Here is a 19987-nt window from a genome sequence, read left to right on the forward strand (position 1 = left end):
TGGAGTGTCCTCCGAGGCAGCCTATGTCCACAGTTCCCGACCACGGTCTCAAAGAGATGGTGCCGGTCTTCGGGCCCGACGCGCTCGGGGCCCATGCCGGTGCGAGCTTCCACCAGGCGCTGGCACGGCTCAGCGAGGGCGGCGACCTCAAGGCCCGCCTCCTGCTGTCGGCCCTGTCCCACTTCGCAGCCAAGGGCTACGACGGTGTGCAGGTGAAGGAGGTGGCCGAGGAGGCGGGCGTCTCGAAGCCCACCCTCTACTACCACTTCGGCAGCAAGGAGGGGCTCTTCCGCCAGCTCTGCCTGGTTTCGCTCTCGGCCATGGCCGTGCGCATCCAGGCCCTGGTCGAGCCCTTCCTGGCGGCTCCCATCCGGGGCACCAAGGCCATCGACGAGGCCTGTGTGAAGCTGGTCCAGGCCTACCTGGATCTGCTCCTGGAGAGCCAGGAATTCACCGGTTTCATCCTGCGCTCCATCGCCGTGCCGTCGCCGGATTCAGGCTTCCGGGACCTCATGCCCCTCGTGGAGAAGGGCCTGAGTCCGCTGGGTCTCTTCATGAACCACGTGTTCGGCACGGGCCTGGAGCAGGCCCGCAAGGAAGTGCTGCTGTTCACCTCCCTGGTGGGTGCCCTCATCGAGGAGAAGCTCCGGGATCCGCAGTACCAGATCTCCGGGGACGAGGTGCGCTGGGTGGCCCGCCGCTGGCTGCACGGCGTCCAGGGCTGACAGATCCGAGGAAGGACATCATGGCCAAGCTCGCCCCGATCCGGGCCGTCCTCCGTCCGCTGGACCTGGCCCAGCACCTCTTCGAAGTGACGCTGACACTGCCCCCGGAGGCCCTGGCCTCCGGCGCTGTCGCGGCGATGCCCGCCTGGACGCCGGGTTCGTACCTGGTGCGGGACTACGCTCGCCTCGTGGATCGGGTGCGCCTCCTGGAGGGGCGGAAGGAACGTCCGCTGGACAAGCTCGACAAGCAGCGCTGGCAGCTGCCGCCCTCGAAGCGGGAACTCACGGTGAAGTACCGCGTGTACGGCAACGACCTCACCGTGCGCACCAACCACCTGGACGCCAGCCACGCCCAGATCATCCCCGCCGCCACCTTCCTCTACCTGGAGGGCCAGCTGGACCGGCCCGTGGAGGTGCGCTTCGAGGGCTTCCCCGCGGACTGGAAGGTGGCCTCGGCCCTGCCGCAGGAGCAGGGCGGGTACCTGGCGAAGGACTTCGACACGCTGGTGGATTCGCCCTTCGAGCTGGGCGCGTTCCGCACCCGCAGCTTCAGGGCCGGCGGCACAGTCTTCGAGCTGGTCTTCACAGGGCGGCACAACGGCGACGAGGGCCGCATGGTCGAGGCCACCCGCCAGATCGTCGAGGCCGCGGGTGCCATCTTCGGCGGGTTCCCCTTCAGGCGCTACGTCTTCTTCTTCACCTTCACGCCCAAGCTGCGCGGCGGGCTGGAGCACAAAGACTGTACCAGCCTCATCGCGGACAGCCACGCCTTCGACAAGCCGGAGGGCTACTACGCCTTGTTCCAGCTGGTGGCCCACGAGTTCTTCCATGCCTGGAACGTGAAGCGCCTCCACGACCCGGTGCTGGGCCCCTTCGACTACAGCCGGGAGAACCCCACGAAGATGCTCTGGTTCCACGAGGGGCTCACCTCGTACATGGAGCATGTGATCGTCCTGCGGGCCGGCGTGGTGCCCTGGAGCCATGCCTCTAAGGAACTGGCCAAGTGCTGGAGCGAGCAGGTGCAGCGCCCCGGCCGTCTGGAGCAGAGCCTGGAGGAGGCCAGCTGGGACGCGTGGATCCGCTTCTACAAGCAGCACGAGTTCAGTCCCAACAGCTCCGTCAGTTACTACGACAAGGGTGAGATGGTCGCCTGGCTCATGGACGCGGCCCTCCGCGAGGGGAGCCGGGGCAGGGCCGGCCTGGCGGACCTCTTCGCGCAGCTCTGGGCGCGGCATGGCGAGGACGGACTCACTGATGCGGATGTGCGCCGGGCCTTCCGGGAGCTCTCGGGAAAAGACCCTGCGCCCTTCTGGGATGCCTACATTTCCGGGCGCGCCGAACTGGATTCCGCCCAGCTGCGCCGGGCCTTCGGCCTGGTCATGGAAGCCAAGGCGCCCTGGGAAGGCCTCTCCATCGAGGAGGCGAGTGATCCCGCGGCGCAGCGACGCGCCCGTGCGTGGACGGGTCTCGTGCTGGCCTCCAACGGGCCCGTCATCCAGAACGTCATTCCCGGTAGCCCCGCAGCGGGAGCCGGCCTCAGCTTCGGCATGGAGATCCTCGCCGTAGAGGGGTGGCGCACCACGACCGCAGCAGAGGCCCAGCGGTGCCTGGCGGAGCCTGGGCCCGGCGGGAAGGTGGCGGTGCTGGTCGCGGATCGCGGGCGGGTCTTCCACGTGGAAGTGGCCTTGGCCGAGAATCCCGAACGCACCTACCGGCTGACGCCGGATCCCCGGGTCGGCGCCGCCCAGCGGGCGGCCTTCGCCGCCTCCTACGGCCAGCCCCATCCCGCCGCCCCGGTCAGGCGGGGCGTGCGCCGGTGAGGATCGCCGCGATCCTCGCCGCCCACAATGAGGCGGATCGCATCGGGCCGGTGCTGGAGGGGTTGCGGCCCTTCGGCCTCCACCGCGTGCTGGTGGTGGATGACGGGTCCGCGGACCGCACCGGCGCCGTGGCCGCCGGCCACGGCGCCGAGGTGCTGCGCCTGGGGCCCGGGCAGGGCGGGGGCAAAGGTCAGGCCCTGCGGGCGGGCATCGCCCGGCTGCGCCCCGATGCCTTCGACTTCTATCTGTTCCTGGATGCCGACGGCCAGCACGATCCGGCGGATCTCCAGCGGTTCCTGGAGCATCTCGCCGCCCATCCCAGGACCGACTTCCTCATCGGCTCCCGCTTCCTGGACCGGGCCAAGATCCCGCCCAAGCGCTGGCGCACCAATGCGCTGGGCACCTGGACGCTGGGCCGCATCGCGGGCGTGACCTGGGAGGACAGCCAGAGCGGCTTCCGCATGATCCGCAAGAAGGTGCTGGACCGGCTGGACCTCCGCTCCACAGGCTTCGCCATCGAGATGGAGATCTCGATGAAGGCCGCGGACTGGAACCTGCGCTGGGCGCACATCCCCATCCGGGCCATCTATCAGCCGGGGCCTGTGAGGAGTCATTTTCGAGGGGTGATGGATACTTGGCTGATCGCCTGGGAGTCCCTGAAGTGCTAGCTGGCTTCAACCCGGTCAGGCCTTGTCACTTGACGCTGCCCCGCAGCGCCAAGCTCGGGCCCGATCCGGGTTGACTTGGCTGATCGCCTGGGAGTCCCTGAAGTGCTGAGCTAGCGCGCCGCGGCGGGTGCGGCTGGGGCCTGCGTCCGCACCACCTGGATTCCGGACGCTCCGTTGACGGGAGTGATGGCCCGGAGCAGCGCCTGGATCCGGGTCTGCATCTCCTTGTCGTCCACCTTGCCCACACGGGCCAGGTAGAGGGTATACAGGTCCGGGCTCTCGGCCGGAGCGGCGCCGGGCTTGAGGAAGGCGGGATGCACCGCGGCGATCCGGCTGGCGCCGTCCTCCTCGAAGGTGCGCTGGGTGTAGGGATGCCGCTGCTTCGCGATCTCCTTCCAGTGCTTCTGGTCCCCCTCCGGCACGCCCGGCGTGGGATGGATGTGCTTGAGCACGACGAAGTAGTTGTCCTCCTCGTCCTCCGAGATGCTCACGCGGCGCAGGTCCCAGGCGACGTCCTCTCCTCGTCGGGAAAAGCCCATGTTCAGGATGAGGAAGGCCTTGGGCGACAGGTCCACGTGGGAGGCATCCAGGTCCAGCTTCGCCCAGAGGGCCTGGAGATGGAGGGAGCGGCCCTCCTTGAAGGTGAAGGCCATGTCCTTGAGCGCGGAAGGGACCTGTTCGCGGTGCTGAAGATACTCCACCCAGTCGCTGAGCTTGCCGCCGTAGGGCACGTAGGTGTAGTCCAGGAACTTCGACAGGTCGTAGAGCCAGGGCATCAGGGACGAGGAATCCACGAACTTGACGGCCATCACCACGCCCGAGGGCACGACGGTCGTGTAGGTGAGAACCGTGCCGTCGTCGTAGGGCGTGAACCAGATGGCCTGCTGCCAGGGGCGGCCGAAGCGGTCGATGTGGGGCTGGATCTGGTAGGGCTGGCCGAACGAGGTCACGCGGATGTCCTGCCCGCCGACGGTGCGCGTGACCTGGGCGCCCTTGAGCAGGAGGTCCATGGTGAGCTTCGGCTTCGCGAGGAGGTCGGCGAGGCTGACCCCGTCCGGGCGGTGGATCCTGAAGAGGTACACGCCGTTCGCCTGGGCGTAGCGGAGGCGGCCGTTCTTGGGGATCTCGTTGCTCTTGTACTCCAGGCCGGAGATGCTCCAGGTCTTGGTGGTCTTGTCCCGGAAGATGACCTCGGGATCCGTGCTGGTCGGGATGTCGCCGATGGCGGCCTCACTGGCCTCGCCCCCCGGAAACAACTCCGCGCCGAGGCTGCTGAAGAGATTGTCCATGGACTGGGTGTAGAACGCGGATTCCCGGGCCGCGAGCTCCTTCCGGAGGTCGGCGTAGCGGCGGGGCAGGGGCAGGTTGAACGTCCGGTCGAGGGCCTTGGAGTTTTCTGGGAACAGCGCGAAGGAGAAGCTGATCTTGTTGTCGAAGGCCGCGGTGTTGGCTTTCACGGCCTTCAGCTCGTCGGTGGGGAGCGAATAGCAGATGTTGTCCTTCTTCCCTTGCACCAGGCCCACCACGCGCCCCTGCGGGTCCACCAGCGGGCCGCCGGAGTTGCCGGGGTTCACGCCGGCGCTGCTCTTCAGGATGCTCCAGGCGCCGCGCATGGGCTCGGGCAGCGTGCCGATCACTTCGCCGGGGCGGATCACGAGGCCCTCGCCATAGGCATTGCCCACGGTGAACACAGTCTCGTTGACCTGGAATCCGGGTCGGAGGTCCAACCACCGGTCGAAGGTCCGCCCCTTGACCGTGAACCTGATCACGTCCCGCTGCTCGTCGAGCGCGAGGATCTGGTCCACCTCCCAGACGTTCTGCTTGGCGTCCCGGATGAAGCAGGTTTGGTAGCCCATGGAGGCATGGACCGGCTTGAAGACGTGGTGCGCGGTGACCAGCTCGGTCTTCGAGACGGCGAAGGCAGTGCCGATGGAGATGTAGCGGTCATTGCGGATGTTGAAAGGCACCAGGTCCCAGGGCAGCTCCTTCTCGTAGGAGACGGGATCCTTGTCCGGGTCGGGACGGAGGACCACCACCTCGAAGCTGGCTTCGGTGACCCGCGCCTTGACGGCCGGAGCCAGGGCCGTCTCCTGGGCCCGGAGGATGGGCCCGAGCAGAAGCGCGGGGAGGAGCAGGGCGGCGAGGAGTCTCATGGGATATCCGTGAATGATGGAGGGGCAAACCTTCATCCTGCCTATGGGGCGGGACACCGACGCTTACTGGTCTTGAAGGTCCCCAGTGTATCGCAGATGAGGTCCGCCGGATTCGCGGTACCTTGGGCGCATGGACAGGCCCGATTCTGGATTTCCGCAACCATCCCTCCCGCCGGGGGAAGTTCCCGTTCCTCTCCGGGTGATCCTGTGAATCCCCTGGACTGGGATCTCGGCAACGTGCCGCCGGGCGTGGCCTGGGGCGGCGTGGACGAGGCGGGCCGTGGCGCCTGGGCGGGCCCGGTGGTGGCGGCCTGCGCGGTGCTGGATGCGGACACCGTGCGGCGGTGGGGCCACGTGCTGAGGGGCGTCCGGGACAGCAAGCAGCTGACGCCGGAGAAGCGCGAGGTCCTGGCGGCCGAGCTGAAGGCCATCCTGCCGGCCTACGGCATCGCCGAGGTGGAGCCCATGGCCATCGACCGGGAGAACATCCTGGAAGCCACCCTGATGGCCATGCGGCAGAGTGTGAAGGACCTGTCCCTCCGCCCCCGCCTCCTGTTCATCGATGGCAACCGTGGGCCGAAGACGGGCCTGCCGGAGCGCCTGGTGGTGGACGGGGACGCCATCAGCTGCGCCATCGGGGCGGCCAGCATCCTGGCCAAGGCCCATCGGGATGCCTTCATGATCGCCTTGGAGGAGGCCTACCCGGGCTATGGCTTCGGCCAGCACAAGGGCTACGGCACGGCCCTCCACCGGGCCCGGATCGTCGCGCTGGGCGTGTCTCCCGTCCACCGCATCAGCTACGCGCCCGTGGCCGCCCTCCAGCGCGTGGACGAGGAACTGCGCGATGCGCTCCACCACAGCCTCGACCACTGCGCCAGCGTGGCGGAGCTGCAGGCCTGGGTGGGGACCGATCTGAGGCCCGCCTACGGCCGGCTGAAGCTGGTGTGGGTGGAGACCCTGCGCCGGCGCTATGCAGACCGCCTGGCCCAGTTCGCGAACCGGGAAGGCCTGGAATGACGGAGGTGGCCCTGGCTCTGATCGGCCGGGAGGGACGCTGGTTCCTCCAGCGCCGGGCGGGCTCGAATCCGGTGCTCCCGGGCCTGTGGGAATTCCCGGGCGGGAAGGTGGAGCCTGCGGAGACGCCGCTCGAGGCGCTGCGCCGGGAGCTCCTGGAGGAGATCGGGCTGGAACTCGAAGCGGCCACCGCGCTGCCGGTCCTGGAAGGGCCGGTGCGCCTCCACCCCTTCCTGGTCGAAGCGCCGGGCCGGCCGCGCACGGACCTGGCCTGGGGCTGGTTCTCGCCGGGAGAGATGGCGAACCTGCCCGTCCCGCCGGCCAATGAAAGCCTCATCCACCGGCTGGGAGACCCGCAGGCCGGGCGTCAAAACCCGATCTGATAGGCTGGACTCTTCCCCAGGCCCGGAGCTGTCATGCCGCGATTCCTCGTTCGGACCTTCCTGCTCGCCCTCACCGCGCTGGCCCTCCAGGCCCAGCAGACGGAGGTGGTGCTGAGCGCTTCCAGCAGCGCCAAGCTGGTGCTGGGCATGGCCCCCCCGAAGGTATCCGGGCTCGATGATGCGCAGGTGGCTTCGGAGTTCACCGCGGTGCTCAAGCGCGATCTGGACGAGACTGGAGTCTTCGCGGTGCTGCAGGAGAGGCTGCCCGCCGGCTCCGCGCCGGCGAAGGCCTGGAAGGAGGCCGGGGCCCAGTGGCTGTTGAACGTCGGGCTCACCAGGGCGGCCGCGGGCGATCTCCAGCTCGAAGCCTCCGCTCTCGACACCGCCGCGGAGAAGGCGGTCTTCACCAAGCCCTACAAGGCCGATCGGATGGTCCCCCTCCGCCGCCTGGCCCATGCCCTCGCCGATGATCTCGTGGCCCGGCTCACTGGAGAGCGCGGCGTGGCTTCCAGCCGGGTGGTCTTCGTCCGCCAGATCGCGCCGGGTGTGAAGGAACTGTTCCAGATCGACCGCGACGGCGCGAACCAGGTCCAGCTCACCCGGCACGGCAGCCTCACCCTGTCTCCCACCGTGGCGGCGGACGGCCGCCTGGCCTACGTCACCTACAAGGGCGGCGCGCCCGAGATCTGGGGCCAGCGCCGCCGGGATGGCGCCCACGAGAAGCTCTATCCGGCCACCGGTTCGGGAGCCATGGTCTCCACGCCGGTGTGGTCTCCGGACGGCCGCCGCCTGGCCTTCGTCCAGGGCGACCGGCGCGGCAACAGCGACATCATGGTGCTGGATCTGGACTCAGGACGCGCACGGCGTCTGACCGACGGTAATGGCATCAATACTGAACCAAGCTGGAACCCCAACGGAACCCAGATCGCATTCACCTCGGATCGGGAAGGGGGCCCCCAGGTGTTTCTCATGCAGGATGATGGCTCCAACCTCCGCCGGCTGACCGGCGAGGGCATGTACAACGCCAGTCCGGCCTGGAGCCCCAACGGCGCCATGATCGCCTATGTGTCGCGGTTCGAGGGCAAGTTCGATCTTTTTATCTATAAATTGGGAGAAGGAAAGGCCTATCAGATCACGACCGGCGTGAGCACCTCGGAGTCGCCGGCCTGGTCGCCGGATGAGCGCAGGCTTGTGTTTACGAGCAACCGGTTCGGCTCCATGCAGATCTTCACTACGGACCTCTCCGGACGGCAGGTGGTCCGGATGACCGAGCTTCCCGGCTGCCAAAGCCCCAAGTGGACGCGAGGGCGTTAAAAAATAAATGACAATTTCCTGAGTGTCATCCATCTATACTCAGGCTCATCCAGGAGGAACAATCCCATGAGATACGGAACCTACCTCGTCCCCGCTGCCATCGTGCTCACGCTCGGCAGCCTCGCTTGCAAGCCCCCCAAGACCGCCGAGCAGATCAAGCAGGAGACCCAGGCGGCCTTCAACGAGGGCTACCAGGCTTTCAAGGACGGTAAGGCCCGCGAGACCAATCCCTATCTGAGCGCCAAGGAAGCCAAGGAAAACCCGCACAAGATGCAGGGTTGGTACGATGGCTGGGACAAGGCCAAGGCCGACAAGGATGCCGCTGACAAGGCCGCCGCCGACAAGGCCGCCGCCGACAAGGCCGCCGCCGAGGAAGCCGCCCGCAAGGCCGCCGCCGAGGAAGCCGCCCGCAAGGCCGCCGCCGAGGCCGAGAAGGCCGCCGCCTACAAGAAGGCCGCCGAGGCTGCCCTCAAGACCATCCACTTCGACTACGACAAGTCCGACATCAAGGAAGCCGACCGCGCCCTCCTCCAGGGCATCGCCGACTTCATGAAGGCCTTCCCCGCCGCCAAGCTCGAGATCGAAGGCCACTGCGACGAGCGCGGCACCAACGAGTACAACCTGGCCCTCGGCAACCGCCGTGCCGCCGCCGCCCTGGCCTACCTGAAGACCCTGGGCGTCGACGAGGCTCGCTTCACCACCATCAGCTATGGCAAGGAGAAGCCCCTCTGCACCGAAGCCAAGGAGATCTGCTGGAGTCAGAACCGCCGCGGCGAGTTCAAGCTCAAGTAAGCGTTCCGCATCACGCGAAGCGGGGGCCTCGGCCCCCGCTTTTCGTTTAGGATGAACAGGCACCCCGGAGGCCCCATGACTGCCCGCACGCTGCTCCTTCCGGCCCTGACCGCCCTCCTCACCATCGGATGTAGTTCCGAGGATCAGCTCCGCCGCGTGGAGCAGGAAGTGGGCGACCTCAAGCTCGAAGTCTTCAAGCTGCGCCAGCAGGTCGAGGACGGCAACAAGCGCTCCGAGGCCGAGCAGAAGGCCGCCCAGGAGGCCCGCACCCAGGACCGCCGCTTCCAGGCCGACCTGCAGGAGAGCCTGCGCCAGGTGCAGGACACCACCCGGGTGCTGAACAATCGCCTGAACAGCCAGCCCAGGGCCGGGGCGCGGCCGCCCGCCGAGAGCCAGCCCGCGGCCCAGGCCTCCGAGGATGAGCGCGCCTTCAACGTCGCCGTGCTGGACTACAACCGCGGCAACTATCCTCTGGCCGCCGAAGGCCTCGACCACTTCCTGAAGAACTACCCCCAGAGCGCCAAGCGGCCGGACGCCCTGTTCTTCCTCGGCCTCTGCCACTACAACCTGCGGGCCTTCGACAAAGCCCAGCTGGCCTTCGATCGCATCATCAAGGACCACGCCGCCTCGCCCCAGTTCCTGCCCGCCAAGCTCAAGCGCGCCCAGTGCCTCCTCAAGCAGGGGCTGAAGCCCGCGGCTGTGAAGGCCTTCCGGGAGCTGGTGGATGGCTTCTCAGGCAGCGCCGAGGCCCGCACGGCCCAGCAGGAACTGAGCGACCTGGGGCTCTGAGCGCATGGAACCGGAAAGCTGGCGGGTTCCCGTCCGCATCGACTTCGCGGGCGGCACCCTCGATCTGTGGCCCATCTACGCCATGATGGGCGGCTGCCTCACGGTGAACGCCGCCGTGGATCTGTGGATCGAGCTGGAGGTGGTGCGCGGGGGCCCCGGCCACCGGCTCACCAGCCGGGACCTGGGGATCGACCTCGCCTTCGACGCCTGGCCCGCGGGCCCGCCCAGGGGGCTTTCCTGGGTGTGGCGGGTGCTGGACGGCTCGGGCGCACCGCCGGCGGCCCTGTCCATCCACAGCCCCGTGCCGCAGGGCTCGGGCCTGGGGGTGTCCTCCTGCCTCGGAGTGGGCCTGCTGGGCAGCGCCCTGGGCGAGGAGGCCGGTGAAGGTCTGGCCCGCAAAGTGCCGATTCTGCGTGACCTGGAAAGTCGAGAACTTCAGACTCCGGCGGGCTGGCAGGACTACTATCCGGCGGCCCTGGGCGGGGCCCTGGCGCTCCACTGGGACGGCCCCGCCCCGCGCTGGGAGCAGCTGGACCCCCACCCGACCCTGCTGGCGGATCTGGTGGTGTTCTACACGGGCAAGCCGCACCACTCGGGCATGACCAACTGGGAGGCCTACAAGCGCTTCATCGAGGGCGACGCCCAGACCCGGCAGGCCCTGTCCGACATCCGGGGAATCGCCGGGGAGATGGCCCGGGCCCTGCCGTCGGACCCTGCCGAAGTGGCCGTGCTGCTGGAGCGGGAAGGGCAGGCCCGGGTGCGGCTCTCACCGGCGGTGGAGACGGACGCCATGCGCGCCGTGCGGGAGCGCGGCCGCCGCGAGGGCTGGTATGCGGGCATGAAGCCCTGCGGGGCCGGCGGAGGTGGCTGCTGCCTGCTGGTGGTGAAGGACGGCCACCGGGAGACCGCCGAGGCCGCCTTGCGAGACATGAGCCTGCCCCCCCTGGATCTGCGGATCACGCCGAAGGGGCTGCACAGGCTCCGATGAGGGCGAAGGGATCCGGCGCCTCGAGGGGTCTCTGCCCCGGCGTGGCGAGGAGATCGCGCAGGCGCTGGTCCCGCTTGCCCAGGGGCAGGGCCGGGAGGTCGCCGATGGGAATCCAGCGCAGTCCCTCCGCCGCCTGGAAGCGCCTGTCCAGGCGCAGGTGCAGTGGGCTCACGCTCTCTCGGCGGTGGGTGTAGACCTGGATCCAGCCGGGCCAGGCGGTGAGGGACGCGGCGCCGCGGCCAGCGGGGACCGCCTCCGCATCCAGCGCCGGCCAGCGCCAGAGGCCGGCCAGCAGGCCCTTCGCCGCCGGGGCATGCAGCAGCACGTGGCCCTCGGCTTCCAGGGCCACCAGCCAGAGGGAGGAGGCCTTCGGCTTGGCCCGCTTCGCCACGGGCGGAATCTCCCCGGTACGGTCAGCCCGCCGCGCCCCGCAGCGATCCGCCAGAGGGCAGCCCCCGCAGGTGGGCGCCGGGGTGCAGACCGTGGCGCCCAGTTCCATAAGCGCCTGCGTCAGGCGGGAGGGACCGTGGGCTGCGAGGGCGGGGGCGAGCCAGACCCGCAAGTCCGTGGCCCGCGCCTTGGGATCGCCCTCGATCAGCAGCAGCCGGGCCAGCACGCGGAAGGCGTTGCCATCCAGGGCGGGGGCGGGCCACTGGAAGGCGATGGAACCCACGGCGGCGGCGGTATAGGGGCCGAGGCCCGGCAGCCGTGCGAGCCCCTCCAGATCGCCGGGCCAGCCTTCCGCGGCGATGGTGCCGGCGGCGGCCTTCAGGAACCGGGCGCGGCGGTAGTAGCCGAGGCCCTCCCAGGCCTTGTGGACAGTGTCCTCGCCGGCCTCAGCCAGGGCCTCGGGGTCGGGAAACTGTTCCATCCAGCGCGTGAAATACGGAATCACCGTGGCCACCTGGGTCTGCTGGAGCATCAGCTCCGACACCAGCACCGCGTAGGGATCCGGGTGGGGTGCGTCGAGGTCCCCGGCCCGCCAGGGCAGGTCCCGCCGCGCGACCTCGAACCAGGGAGCCAGGGGGGCGAGGAGGGTGGGAGCAGACGGCCAGAGCATACCCAGACCCTACCATTCCGGGGCCCGGCGACCCCTGGCGGGACGGGCTGTTTCCAGGTGCGAATTGGGGGGTTTTCGGAAAGCCGAGTCCGTTTTAGACTCATTCTTTTTTCACGGATGACGGATGAAAACCATGACCCACACATCCCGTTCAGCACTGCTGTTCCTTGGCTTGGGGCTGGCCTCCTTCTGGGCCTGCGGCGGCGGCTCCAGCTCCGGCACTGTCGGTTCCCCGGCCCCCTCCGCGCTGAAGCTCCTGCCCGCCACCGGCGACATCAAGGTCGGCGGCATCCTGCAGGTGTGGGCGGAGGACGTCCAGGGCCACACGATCCCGGCAACCTTCTCAGTGGTGGAGCCCCAGGGGGGCACGGTGGACGCCAGCGGCCGCTACCAGGCGCCGACCACAGCCGGGACCTACCACCTCCGGGCCACGAGCAGCCAGGTTCCCGGGGCGGTCGCGGAGGTGCCCGTGAAGGTCTCCGCCTACCTGGCTGCCCTCAGCCAGGCGGCCTCGACCCAGTTCTCCCGCTCCGACCACAGTGCCACCCTGCTGCCGGACGGCAGCGTGCTGCTGGCGGGCGGGATGGAATCCAGCCAGCTTGAGCGGTACCTGCCCGCAGCGGGCACCTTCGTGTCCGCTGGCGACCTCGGAACCAGGCGCTGGGCCCACCAGGCCTCGGTCCTCCCCGGTGGCGGCGTGCTGCTGACGGGAGGTGTCTACGGCGTGAGCGTCCTGGCCACTGCCCAGGTCTACGAGGCGGGGACCGGCTTGCGCACGGTCGGGCCCCTGACCGCCACGCGGATGCTCCACGCCGCGGCGGAGCTGGCGGACGGGCGCATCCTGCTGACCGGCGGGCTGCCCGCCACGGGCTCGGATGTCTACGCGACCTCGACCTCGGAGCTCTTCAACCCCGCCACCGGCGGGTTCACGGCGTCAGCGTCCATGGCTTCGCCCCGGACCGGCCACACGGCGACCCGCCTCCCGGACGGGAGGATCCTCATCGCCGGCGGACGGAACAGCACCTGCTGGTACGGCTGCCCGGAGCTGATCTGGGCCTCCGCCGAGCTCTATGACTCCGCCACGGGCACGTTCACGCCGACAGGGAGGATGGCCCAGGCCAGGTACGGGCACACGGCGACGCCGCTTCCAGATGGCCGCATCCTGATCACCGGAGGCACCACGCCGGACCTCCCGAACACGGATGTGTCCTCCTCCGTGGAGATCTACGACCCCGCCACCGGGGCCTTCACCGCGGCAGGGACCATGCTCCGGCCCCGGAGCCACCACACGGCCACCCTTCTCACCGATGGGCGGGTCCTCCTGGCCCACGGGCGGACCCAGGGCGAGGGCTCCCTCGCGTCGGCCACGCTGGAAGTGTTCGATCCGCTCCTGGCCAAGAGCATGCTGCTGACCTCCAACCTGACCACCCGCTACCGCCACACGGCGACGCGCCTCCTGTCGGGCGACGTGCTCCTGGCCGGCGGCACCGAGGGCGGCGGCGGCATCAAGCTGACCGAAGTGTTCCGGTAAGCCTGGAAGCCGGTCCCCGAAACGGTAAAACGAGCGCCCGAAGGCGCTCGTTTCGTTTGGTGCCCGCGAGCAGACTCGAACTGCTACGGCTTGTGGCCACCACCCCCTCAAGATGGCGTGTCTACCAATTTCACCACGCGGGCACGTGGAACAACCATCTTCACTCAAAGCGCTGACGCGGTCAATGCCCCGTTTCGCGCGAGGCGCGGCTACTTCTTCGCGGGCGCGGGCGCGTGGGCAGGCGCGGGAGCGGGCGCAGGCACGACTGGCGCCGGCACGGTGATCGCGGGCTTGTCGGAGATCTTCTCCAGCACCGAGCGGTTGCCGCGGATGATCAGGACTTCGATGAACAGCGTGGTGCCCAGGAAGCCCGCGGCCAGCCAGTAGGTGGCCTTGGAGAGGAACGGCGTGGCGCCCTGGGCGCCGAAGGCCGAGTTCGCGCCGCCGCCGCCGAAGGAGGCGCCGAGGCCGCCCTTCGTGCCGGGCTGCAGGAGGATCGTCCCGATGAGCAGGACACCGAAGAGGATCAGAAGCGCGAGGGCGAGGCCATTCATGGAAACTCCGAACCTCCTAGTCTTACACAGGGCGGGGCCTACATCCATAGCCCAGTGAGGCTGGGCGCCTGCAGGGCGCGATGCACGGCCTGGGCCCGTTCCACGAGGCGGATGAAGTCCGAGGGCAGGAGGGCCTGGGGGCCATCGCTCAGGGCCTTCTCGGGGTTGCAGTGGGTCTCCACCAGCAGGCCGTCCGCGCCCGCGGCCACGCCTGCCAGGCCGCAGGGGATCACCAGGTCCCGGCGCCCCGTGGCGTGGCTGGGGTCGACCATGACCGGCAGGTGGGTGAGGACCTTCGCCGCCGGGACCACGCTGACGTCCAGCGTGTTGCGGGCGTGATCGGACCAGGTCCGGATGCCCCGCTCGCAGAGCACCAGGTTGCGGTTGCCCTCGCCCAGCACGTACTCGGCGGCGTAGAGCCATTCCTCCAGGGTGGCCGAGGGGCCCCGCTTGAGGAGCACGGGCTTCTCGCAGCGTCCGGCCCGGCGCAGCAGGGCGAAGTTCTGCATGTTGCGGGCGCCGATCTGCACCATGTCGGCGCTGCGCTCCACATCGTCGAAGGTCTCGACTTCCGTGGCCTCGGTGACGATGCCCAGATCGAACTCGGCGCGGGCCTCCTCCAGCAGCCGCAGGCCCTCCAGGCCCAAACCCTGGAAGGCATAGGGGCTGGTGCGGGGCTTGAAGGCGCCGGCCCTCAGCAGCTTCACGCCGGCCTCGGCCACGTAGCGGGCCACGGTGAAGAGCTGCTCGCGGCTCTCCACGCCACAGGGCCCGCCCACCAGCGCCAGCTCGGGGCCGCCGATCCGCACCCCCCGCACGTCCACCACAGTGCGACCCGCCGCCGCGTCGGCACTGGCCAGCTTGTAGGGGCTGGTGATGGGCACCACGCGCCGGACGCCTGCCATGGGCTCGATGCGGTCCGGTTTCAGGGCCTTGGAGGCGTTCGGCGCCACGATGCTGAGCGCCCCGGGCGTCTCGTTCACCTGGCTGCGGATGCCGGCGGCTTCCAGCAGGGCCAGGACTTCACCCACCTGGTCACGGGTGGCGGCGGGTTCCATAAGAATGAGCATGCGGCCTCGCGAAGGAGCCTGATTCTACCGCCCGGAAAGATCGAGCCGCCTGGACAGGGAACGGACCCGCCCCCAGACTTGGGCCCGGAGGTCCCCATGCGGCGCGCTCCCATCCTGCTCCTCGCACCCCTGATGCTGGTACTGGCCTGCCAACGGCCCGAGGTGGAGGCCTTCCGGCAGCATCCCGGGCCCGTGAGCGTGTCGGTGAGCCTGCCCGAGGGCCTGGCCGACCGCGAAGGCTTCCAGAAGGAATACGCCTCGGCCCTGCGCGCCCGGCTGGCCACCCGGGTGGTGGTCGTTCCCGAGGGCGTGAAGCCGCCCATGGGGGCCGTGGAGCTCCAGGTGGACATCCGCGACATCTCCCCGGCCCCGGGCCAGGCCAGCCCCGCCACGGTCGGCGTGGCCGTGGGCGCAACGGTGGGGGCCCTGAGCGCCGCGTCGGGCAACCGGGGCTGGAGCGTGGTGGATGGTCTCTTCTGGGGCCTGTGGGCCGGTTCCCACGCCGCCATGGCGCAGGAGCACACCCGGGACCGCCTGGGCTACCGGCCCCAGGTGGTCCGGGCCCAGGTCCGGCTGGTGCAGCCCGGGAATCCCGAGCCCCTCTGGACCGAGGCCATCGAGCCCCAGGAGGTGGTGGAGGCCATGGATCCGCTGCCGCCCGGGGCCCGAGATGATGACGGCCGCATCCGCGAGGAGGAGGCCAAGGGCTTCGCCCGGGTGGTGGTGCAGAAGCTGTCCGCCGACTTCCGGTGGACGCGGCGCTCGGAACAGCGGTTCTACGAGGATCCGTCCGCGAAGCGGGACGAGGCGCCAGCGCCGGCACCCGAGCCGAAGAAGGACTGATGGAAGCCCAGACCCTCCGCTGCTCCGGTTGTGGCGCTCCGGTACCTCCGGATGCGCCCCAGTGCCCGTACTGCCAGGCCCAGCTGGCCACGGTGGCCTGCGCGGCCTGTTTCGCGCTGGTGCCGCTGTCAGCCAGCCACTGTCCGGCCTGTGGAGCGGCCCTGGCCCCGCGAGTGCCCCTCGTGGCCGAGGGAGCCCCCTGTCCGGCCTGCGCCAAGCCCCTGGCCGCCAGTCGCGTGGGGGACCTCGAGACCCGGGCCTGCCTGGCCTGCGGCGGCCTGTGGCTGGACCGGGCGGTGTTCGAGCAGCTGGGTGCCAGCCGGGAGCGCCAGGGCGCCGTGCTGGGGGCCCTTCCCACGCCCCCGGTCCCGCCGGTGGCGGCCCTGGAGCCGGTGCAGTACCGCCCCTGTCCCGCCTGCGGAGAGCGCATGAACCGGGTGAACTACGCGCGCCGGTCGGGCGTGGTGCTGGATGTCTGCAAGGCCCACGGCCTCTGGTTCGACCGGGACGAGCTGCGGCGGCTGCTGACCTTCATCGCGGGAGGCGGCCTGGACCGCGCTCGGGAGCGGGAACTGGAGGACCTGAAGGAGGCCAAGCGGGCCGCGGTCCAGCTCCCCGGGCACCCGGCGTCCTCGCATGAGTTCACCCAGCAGGCGGACGCCTCGGGGCACTGGCTCACGGCGGCGGGTTTGGTGGGGCTGGCCATCGAGGTGGCCGATCACTTGTTCGGCAGGGATTGATCAGCCCGCCTGCTTCACCAGAGTCGCGAACTTGGCGGGGTCCAGGCTGGCGCCGCCCACGAGGCCCCCGGCCACCTCGGGGATGTCCAGCAGCTCGGGGAAGTTCTCCGGCGTGATGCTGCCGCCGTAGAGGATGGGCACCGGGCCGAAGTTCAGGCTCATGAGCGTGACGATCCTCGATTTGATGAAGGCGTGGGCCTCCCGGATCTGCCCCACTTCGGCGCGCAGGCCGGTGCCGATGGCCCAGACGGGTTCGTAGGCCACCCAGAGGGGCGTGGGGCCGGTGCGGGCCAGGATGGAGAGCTGGCGGTCCAGAACCTCCAGCGTCCGGCCCTGTTGCCGCTCTTCAAGGGTCTCGCCCACGCAGAGCAGGGGGAGCAGGTTCCAGTCCCGGGCGGCCTTCACCTTGGCGACCAGGGCGTCGTCGGTCTCTCCGAAGAGCTGGCGCCGCTCGCTGTGGCCCAGGATCACGCCCGAGCACCCCACGTCCTGGAGCTGGGCCATGGAGATCTCGCCCGTGTAGGCGCCATTCGGCTCGGCGTGGCCGTTCTGGCCGAACACGCGCACCTGGCGGCTCCTGAGGCTGTCGGCCACCGGGCGGATGAGGTGGAAGGGGGGCGCGACGGCGGCCGTCACCGAGGGCGACGGGCTGTAGCCCGCCAGGAAGGCCTCGCAGAAGTCCCGGGCCTGGCCGGACAGGAAATTCATCTTCCAGTTGGCGACGACGAAGCGCATGGGGATCTCCTGTGTAACGGGGCCGGCAGCATGATCGGAGCATGACCTGCGGGGGGAGACGGAAAGGCTACCAGTGTGGCGGCAATCTGGCATGGCCGGGTGATGGCCGGGGATGGGTCATGCCGATGCGTACGGCTCGCCTCGCGGGTGATTTTTCGGATTTCATCATTCATCCTTTGTGCAGTATCTTTGGCGTCTTTCTACAATACCGTCATCTACTTCAAGACGAGTTCCAGTCCCGCCTGCCGATCAAGGAGGGTCCATGCCCGCACCACCCGTCCTGAGACCAGCCCTCGTCCTGCTGGCCTGCCTGCCGCTTGGTGCGGCGATGCCGGTCCCACCCGATTCCGCCACCCCCGGAAAGGAGGCCCGTGTCACTGCCCAGGCCAAGGGCTCCTTCGAGGTCAAGGTGGTGCCCCTCGCGGAAGGGGCCCAGGCGGGCGCCTGGTCCCCTGGGCGGATGTCCATCGACAAGCGGTTCAAGGGGGATCTGGACGGGGCCAGCCAGGGCCAGATGCTGACGGCCATGACGGAGGTGCAGGGCTCGGCGGGCTACACGGCGATCGAGCAGGTGCGCGGGACGCTCCTGGGTCGCAGCGGCAGCTTCCTGCTGCAGCACTTTGCCGTGATGACTCGCGGGGTGCCCGGCCAGTGGACCGTGATGGTGGTGCCGGACTCGGGTACCGGAGAACTGAAGGGGCTGGCCGGGACGATGACCATCGTCATCACCGGTGGCCGGCACACCTACACGCTGGACTACACGCTGCCCGCCAGGCCTTGACCGGCGGACCGACCGGCCATCAGCGCTGAAGCGCCGCCACGCCAGGCAGCTCGAGGCCGCTGAGGAACTCCAGGCTGGCGCCCCCGCCCGTGGAGACGTGGCTCATGCGGGAGGCCACACCGGCCTTGTTCACGGCGGCCACGCTGTCGCCGCCGCCCACCAGCACGAAGGCGCCCCTGTCCGCGGCTTCGGCCAGTTCCTCGGCCATGCTCAAGGTGCCGGCCGCATAGGACGCCATCTCGAAGACGCCCATGGGGCCGTTCCAGAGGAGGGTCTTCGCGGCGCGGATCTCAGCCACGTAGGCGGCCACGGTCTCGGGGCCGATGTCCAGGGCCATGCGATCGGCGGGGATGTTCTGGTCCACGGTGATGGCGCAGTCCGCGTCCTCCTTGAACTCGGGGGCCGCCACATGGTCCAGGGGCAGCAGCAGGCGCGTCCCCTTGGCCTCCGCCTGCTTCAGCAGCTCCAGAGCCAGGTCCAGCTTGTCCTCCTCGCAGAGGCTCTTGCCGATTTCGAAGCCCTGGGCCTTGAGGAAGGTGTAGCTCATGGCGCCGCCGATGAGGATGGCATCGGCCTTGCCGAGGAAGTTCTGGATGAGCTCGATCTTGTCGCTCACCTTGGCGCCGCCGAAGATCACCACGAGGGGCTTGTCCGGGTTGTCCGTGACCTTGCCCAGGGCCTTCAGCTCCTTCTCCATGAGGAAGCCCGCGGCCACGCGGTCCTTGGGGAAACGGCCGACCATGCCGCTGACCGAGGCGTGGGCCCGGTGCGCCGCGCCGAAGGCGTCATTCACGTAGGTGTCCGCCAGCTTCGCCAGGCTGGCGGCGAAGTCATCGTTGTTCTTGGTCTCGCCCTTCTCGAAGCGCAGGTTCTCCAGCAGGAGGATCTGGCCCGGCTGCAGGGCCGCGGCCTCGGCTTCCACGGCCGCGCCATTCACGTAGCTGGCCAGGCGGCAGTCGAAGCCCTGCTCCTTCAGCCAGGCTGCCACCGGCGCGGCGCTGAAGGCGGCCTCGAAGCCCTTGCCCTCGGGCCGGCCCAGGTGGGAGGCCAGCACCACGGAAGCGCCGCCGTCCAGCAGGCACTTCAGCGTGGGCAGCGTCTCCCGGATCCGCGTGGCGTCCGTGATGCGGCCCTCCTTGAGCGGCACGTTCAGATCCGCCCGGAGGAAGACGCGGTGGCCCTTGACGTCGAGATCCCGCACCGACTGGAAGCCCATGGCTGCTCCTTGCAAATGGAAGGCTCCATTCTGACGGAAGAGGGGGCTATCAGCTATCAGCTGTCGGCGGCCGGAGCCTTCCCGAAGATGCCGATCCATCGCGGGCTGTCCTCGGTGAAGGCATCGCCCGCGTAGGTGCCCATGACGCTGCGCAGGCGCAGGCCGGCGGGAGCCGCCATCTCCAGGAGGGCCGATGGGGGATAGAGACGGACGCTTTCCATGGCCTCGCGGGTCTCGCCGGTCGCCAGGCGCGTAAGCGTCATGCGCTTCACGATGCGGTCGCCTTCGATGGCGCGCCGGCTCAGGACCCGCATGCCCGCGCGTTCCAGCGTGTCCTCGGGCACCAGGGAGCGCGCCACCAGCCCGGCGTTGAGGTAGTCCATCACGAGCACGCCGCCGGGGCGCAGGAGGCGCCCCAGATCCAGCATCAGCGCGCGGTTCTGGGCATCGGGGAAATAGCCGAAGGGCGTGAACCAGAGGCAGATGCCGGACAGGGCCTCCGGCCGCACCGGGATTCGCCGCATGTCCCCTCTCAGCAGCCAGGGGCGCAGCCCCGCGGGAGCCAGCCTGAGGAGGGCAGGGGAGAGATCCATGCCGAAGGCCAGGGGGTTGGTCTGGCGCAGGATCTCCAGGTGGCGCCCCGCACCGCAGCCCAGATCCAGCACCGGGCCCTGGCCCAGCTCCGGGGCTTCACGCAGGGCCCGGCCCACGGCCAGGCGCGCCTCGTCCGCGTCGCGGTGGGCGTACAGCAGCGCGTAGTCGTCATCGAACCATGCTTCGAACCAGTCGGCCAAGGTGGCGCCCTCTGAAT

The 19987-nt window shown here is 69.5% G+C and carries 20 protein-coding genes and 1 tRNA gene; 13 read left to right on the forward strand and 8 right to left on the reverse strand.

Annotation, left to right across the window (positions count from 1 at the left end):
- Positions 1-23: 23 nt before the first annotated feature.
- Genes QSJ30_RS03675 through QSJ30_RS03685 form a run of 3 tightly spaced genes read left to right on the forward strand, consistent with a single transcriptional unit; the run spans position 24 to position 3213 of the window.
- Entirely contained in the window at positions 24-725 is a 702-nt protein-coding gene (locus QSJ30_RS03675) for a TetR/AcrR family transcriptional regulator (protein WP_285606469.1), read from the forward strand.
- A 20-nt stretch (positions 726-745) separates the two neighbouring features.
- Entirely contained in the window at positions 746-2545 is a 1800-nt protein-coding gene (locus QSJ30_RS03680) for a M61 family metallopeptidase (RefSeq protein WP_285606471.1), read from the forward strand.
- On the forward strand, positions 2542-3213 hold the full coding sequence (locus QSJ30_RS03685) for a glycosyltransferase family 2 protein (protein WP_285606473.1): 672 nt from the start codon (positions 2542-2544) through the stop codon (positions 3211-3213). The genes QSJ30_RS03680 and QSJ30_RS03685 overlap by 4 nt, the downstream gene beginning before the upstream one ends.
- A 110-nt stretch (positions 3214-3323) precedes the next feature.
- Here QSJ30_RS03685 and QSJ30_RS03690 read toward each other — a convergent pair whose 3' ends face one another.
- Positions 3324-5366: a S1 family peptidase gene (locus tag QSJ30_RS03690; RefSeq protein ID WP_285606475.1), complete on the reverse strand. Its 2043-nt coding sequence runs from the start codon at positions 5364-5366 to the stop codon at positions 3324-3326.
- A 207-nt stretch (positions 5367-5573) separates the two neighbouring features.
- On the opposite strand from QSJ30_RS03690, the gene QSJ30_RS03695 reads away from it, so the two are divergent.
- From QSJ30_RS03695 to QSJ30_RS03720, 6 genes are all read left to right on the forward strand, one after another.
- Positions 5574-6383 (forward strand): ribonuclease HII, encoded by an 810-nt coding sequence (locus QSJ30_RS03695; protein ID WP_285606477.1) that lies wholly within the window; start codon positions 5574-5576, stop codon positions 6381-6383.
- Positions 6380-6763 (forward strand): NUDIX domain-containing protein, encoded by a 384-nt coding sequence (locus QSJ30_RS03700; protein ID WP_285606479.1) that lies wholly within the window; start codon positions 6380-6382, stop codon positions 6761-6763. The genes QSJ30_RS03695 and QSJ30_RS03700 overlap by 4 nt, the downstream gene beginning before the upstream one ends.
- Positions 6764-6796: 33 nt before the next feature.
- Entirely contained in the window at positions 6797-8077 is a 1281-nt protein-coding gene (locus QSJ30_RS03705) for a hypothetical protein (protein ID WP_285606481.1), read from the forward strand.
- 66 nt (positions 8078-8143) lie between these two features.
- Positions 8144-8869, forward strand: a complete 726-nt coding sequence (pal, locus tag QSJ30_RS03710; protein ID WP_285606483.1) for a peptidoglycan-associated lipoprotein Pal — start codon at positions 8144-8146, stop codon at positions 8867-8869.
- Between the two features lie 75 nt (positions 8870-8944).
- Positions 8945-9658, forward strand: a complete 714-nt coding sequence (locus tag QSJ30_RS03715; RefSeq protein ID WP_285606485.1) for a tetratricopeptide repeat protein — start codon at positions 8945-8947, stop codon at positions 9656-9658.
- Between the two features lie 4 nt (positions 9659-9662).
- The gene (locus QSJ30_RS03720) at positions 9663-10646 is read left to right on the forward strand and encodes a GHMP family kinase ATP-binding protein (RefSeq protein WP_285606487.1); all 984 of its coding nucleotides are present in this window, start codon (positions 9663-9665) and stop codon (positions 10644-10646) included.
- Here QSJ30_RS03720 and QSJ30_RS03725 read toward each other — a convergent pair.
- Positions 10615-11706 carry an A/G-specific adenine glycosylase gene (locus QSJ30_RS03725; RefSeq protein ID WP_285606489.1) on the reverse strand — a complete coding sequence of 364 codons (1092 nt, stop codon included), beginning with the start codon at positions 11704-11706 and terminating at the stop codon, positions 10615-10617. The genes QSJ30_RS03720 and QSJ30_RS03725 overlap by 32 nt on opposite strands.
- 133 nt (positions 11707-11839) lie before the next feature.
- Between QSJ30_RS03725 and QSJ30_RS03730 the strand changes: the two genes are divergently transcribed.
- Positions 11840-13237 carry a Kelch repeat-containing protein gene (locus tag QSJ30_RS03730; protein WP_285606491.1) on the forward strand — a complete coding sequence of 466 codons (1398 nt, stop codon included), beginning with the start codon at positions 11840-11842 and terminating at the stop codon, positions 13235-13237.
- A gap of 57 nt (positions 13238-13294) precedes the next feature.
- Here QSJ30_RS03730 and QSJ30_RS03735 read toward each other — a convergent pair.
- From QSJ30_RS03735 to aroF, 3 genes are all read right to left on the reverse strand, one after another.
- A tRNA-Leu gene (locus QSJ30_RS03735) sits at positions 13295-13380 on the reverse strand.
- Between the two features lie 66 nt (positions 13381-13446).
- Positions 13447-13791, reverse strand: coding sequence for a preprotein translocase subunit SecG (gene secG / locus QSJ30_RS03740; protein WP_285606493.1), 345 nt, complete (start codon positions 13789-13791; stop codon positions 13447-13449).
- A gap of 38 nt (positions 13792-13829) precedes the next feature.
- Positions 13830-14861, reverse strand: coding sequence for a 3-deoxy-7-phosphoheptulonate synthase (aroF, locus tag QSJ30_RS03745; protein ID WP_285606495.1), 1032 nt, complete (start codon positions 14859-14861; stop codon positions 13830-13832).
- 96 nt (positions 14862-14957) lie between these two features.
- Here aroF and QSJ30_RS03750 point away from each other — a divergent pair, with 96 nt between their 5' ends.
- Together QSJ30_RS03750 and QSJ30_RS03755 are read left to right on the forward strand one after the other, a co-directional pair.
- Complete coding sequence (locus tag QSJ30_RS03750; RefSeq protein ID WP_285606530.1) at positions 14958-15704, forward strand: hypothetical protein; 747 nt, start codon at positions 14958-14960, stop codon at positions 15702-15704.
- A complete protein-coding gene (locus tag QSJ30_RS03755; protein ID WP_285606532.1) occupies positions 15704-16444 on the forward strand; it encodes a zf-TFIIB domain-containing protein in 741 nt (246 codons plus the stop codon). The genes QSJ30_RS03750 and QSJ30_RS03755 overlap by 1 nt, the downstream gene beginning before the upstream one ends.
- On the opposite strand, the gene tpiA is transcribed toward QSJ30_RS03755, so the two are convergent.
- A complete protein-coding gene (gene tpiA / locus QSJ30_RS03760) occupies positions 16445-17179 on the reverse strand; it encodes a triose-phosphate isomerase (RefSeq protein ID WP_285606534.1) in 735 nt (244 codons plus the stop codon). It lies immediately after the preceding gene.
- 262 nt (positions 17180-17441) lie between these two features.
- Between tpiA and QSJ30_RS03765 the strand changes: the two genes are divergently transcribed.
- Complete coding sequence (locus tag QSJ30_RS03765) at positions 17442-17960, forward strand: DUF3224 domain-containing protein (protein ID WP_285606536.1); 519 nt, start codon at positions 17442-17444, stop codon at positions 17958-17960.
- A 19-nt stretch (positions 17961-17979) separates the two neighbouring features.
- On the opposite strand, the gene QSJ30_RS03770 is transcribed toward QSJ30_RS03765, so the two are convergent.
- A complete protein-coding gene (locus tag QSJ30_RS03770; RefSeq protein WP_285606538.1) occupies positions 17980-19176 on the reverse strand; it encodes a phosphoglycerate kinase in 1197 nt (398 codons plus the stop codon).
- A gap of 56 nt (positions 19177-19232) precedes the next feature.
- Positions 19233-19970 carry a class I SAM-dependent methyltransferase gene (locus QSJ30_RS03775; protein WP_285606540.1) on the reverse strand — a complete coding sequence of 246 codons (738 nt, stop codon included), beginning with the start codon at positions 19968-19970 and terminating at the stop codon, positions 19233-19235.
- Positions 19971-19987: the final 17 nt, after the last annotated feature.

The organism is Geothrix edaphica (assembly GCF_030268045.1).
In the GTDB taxonomy this organism is placed as follows: domain Bacteria; phylum Acidobacteriota; class Holophagae; order Holophagales; family Holophagaceae; genus Geothrix; species Geothrix edaphica.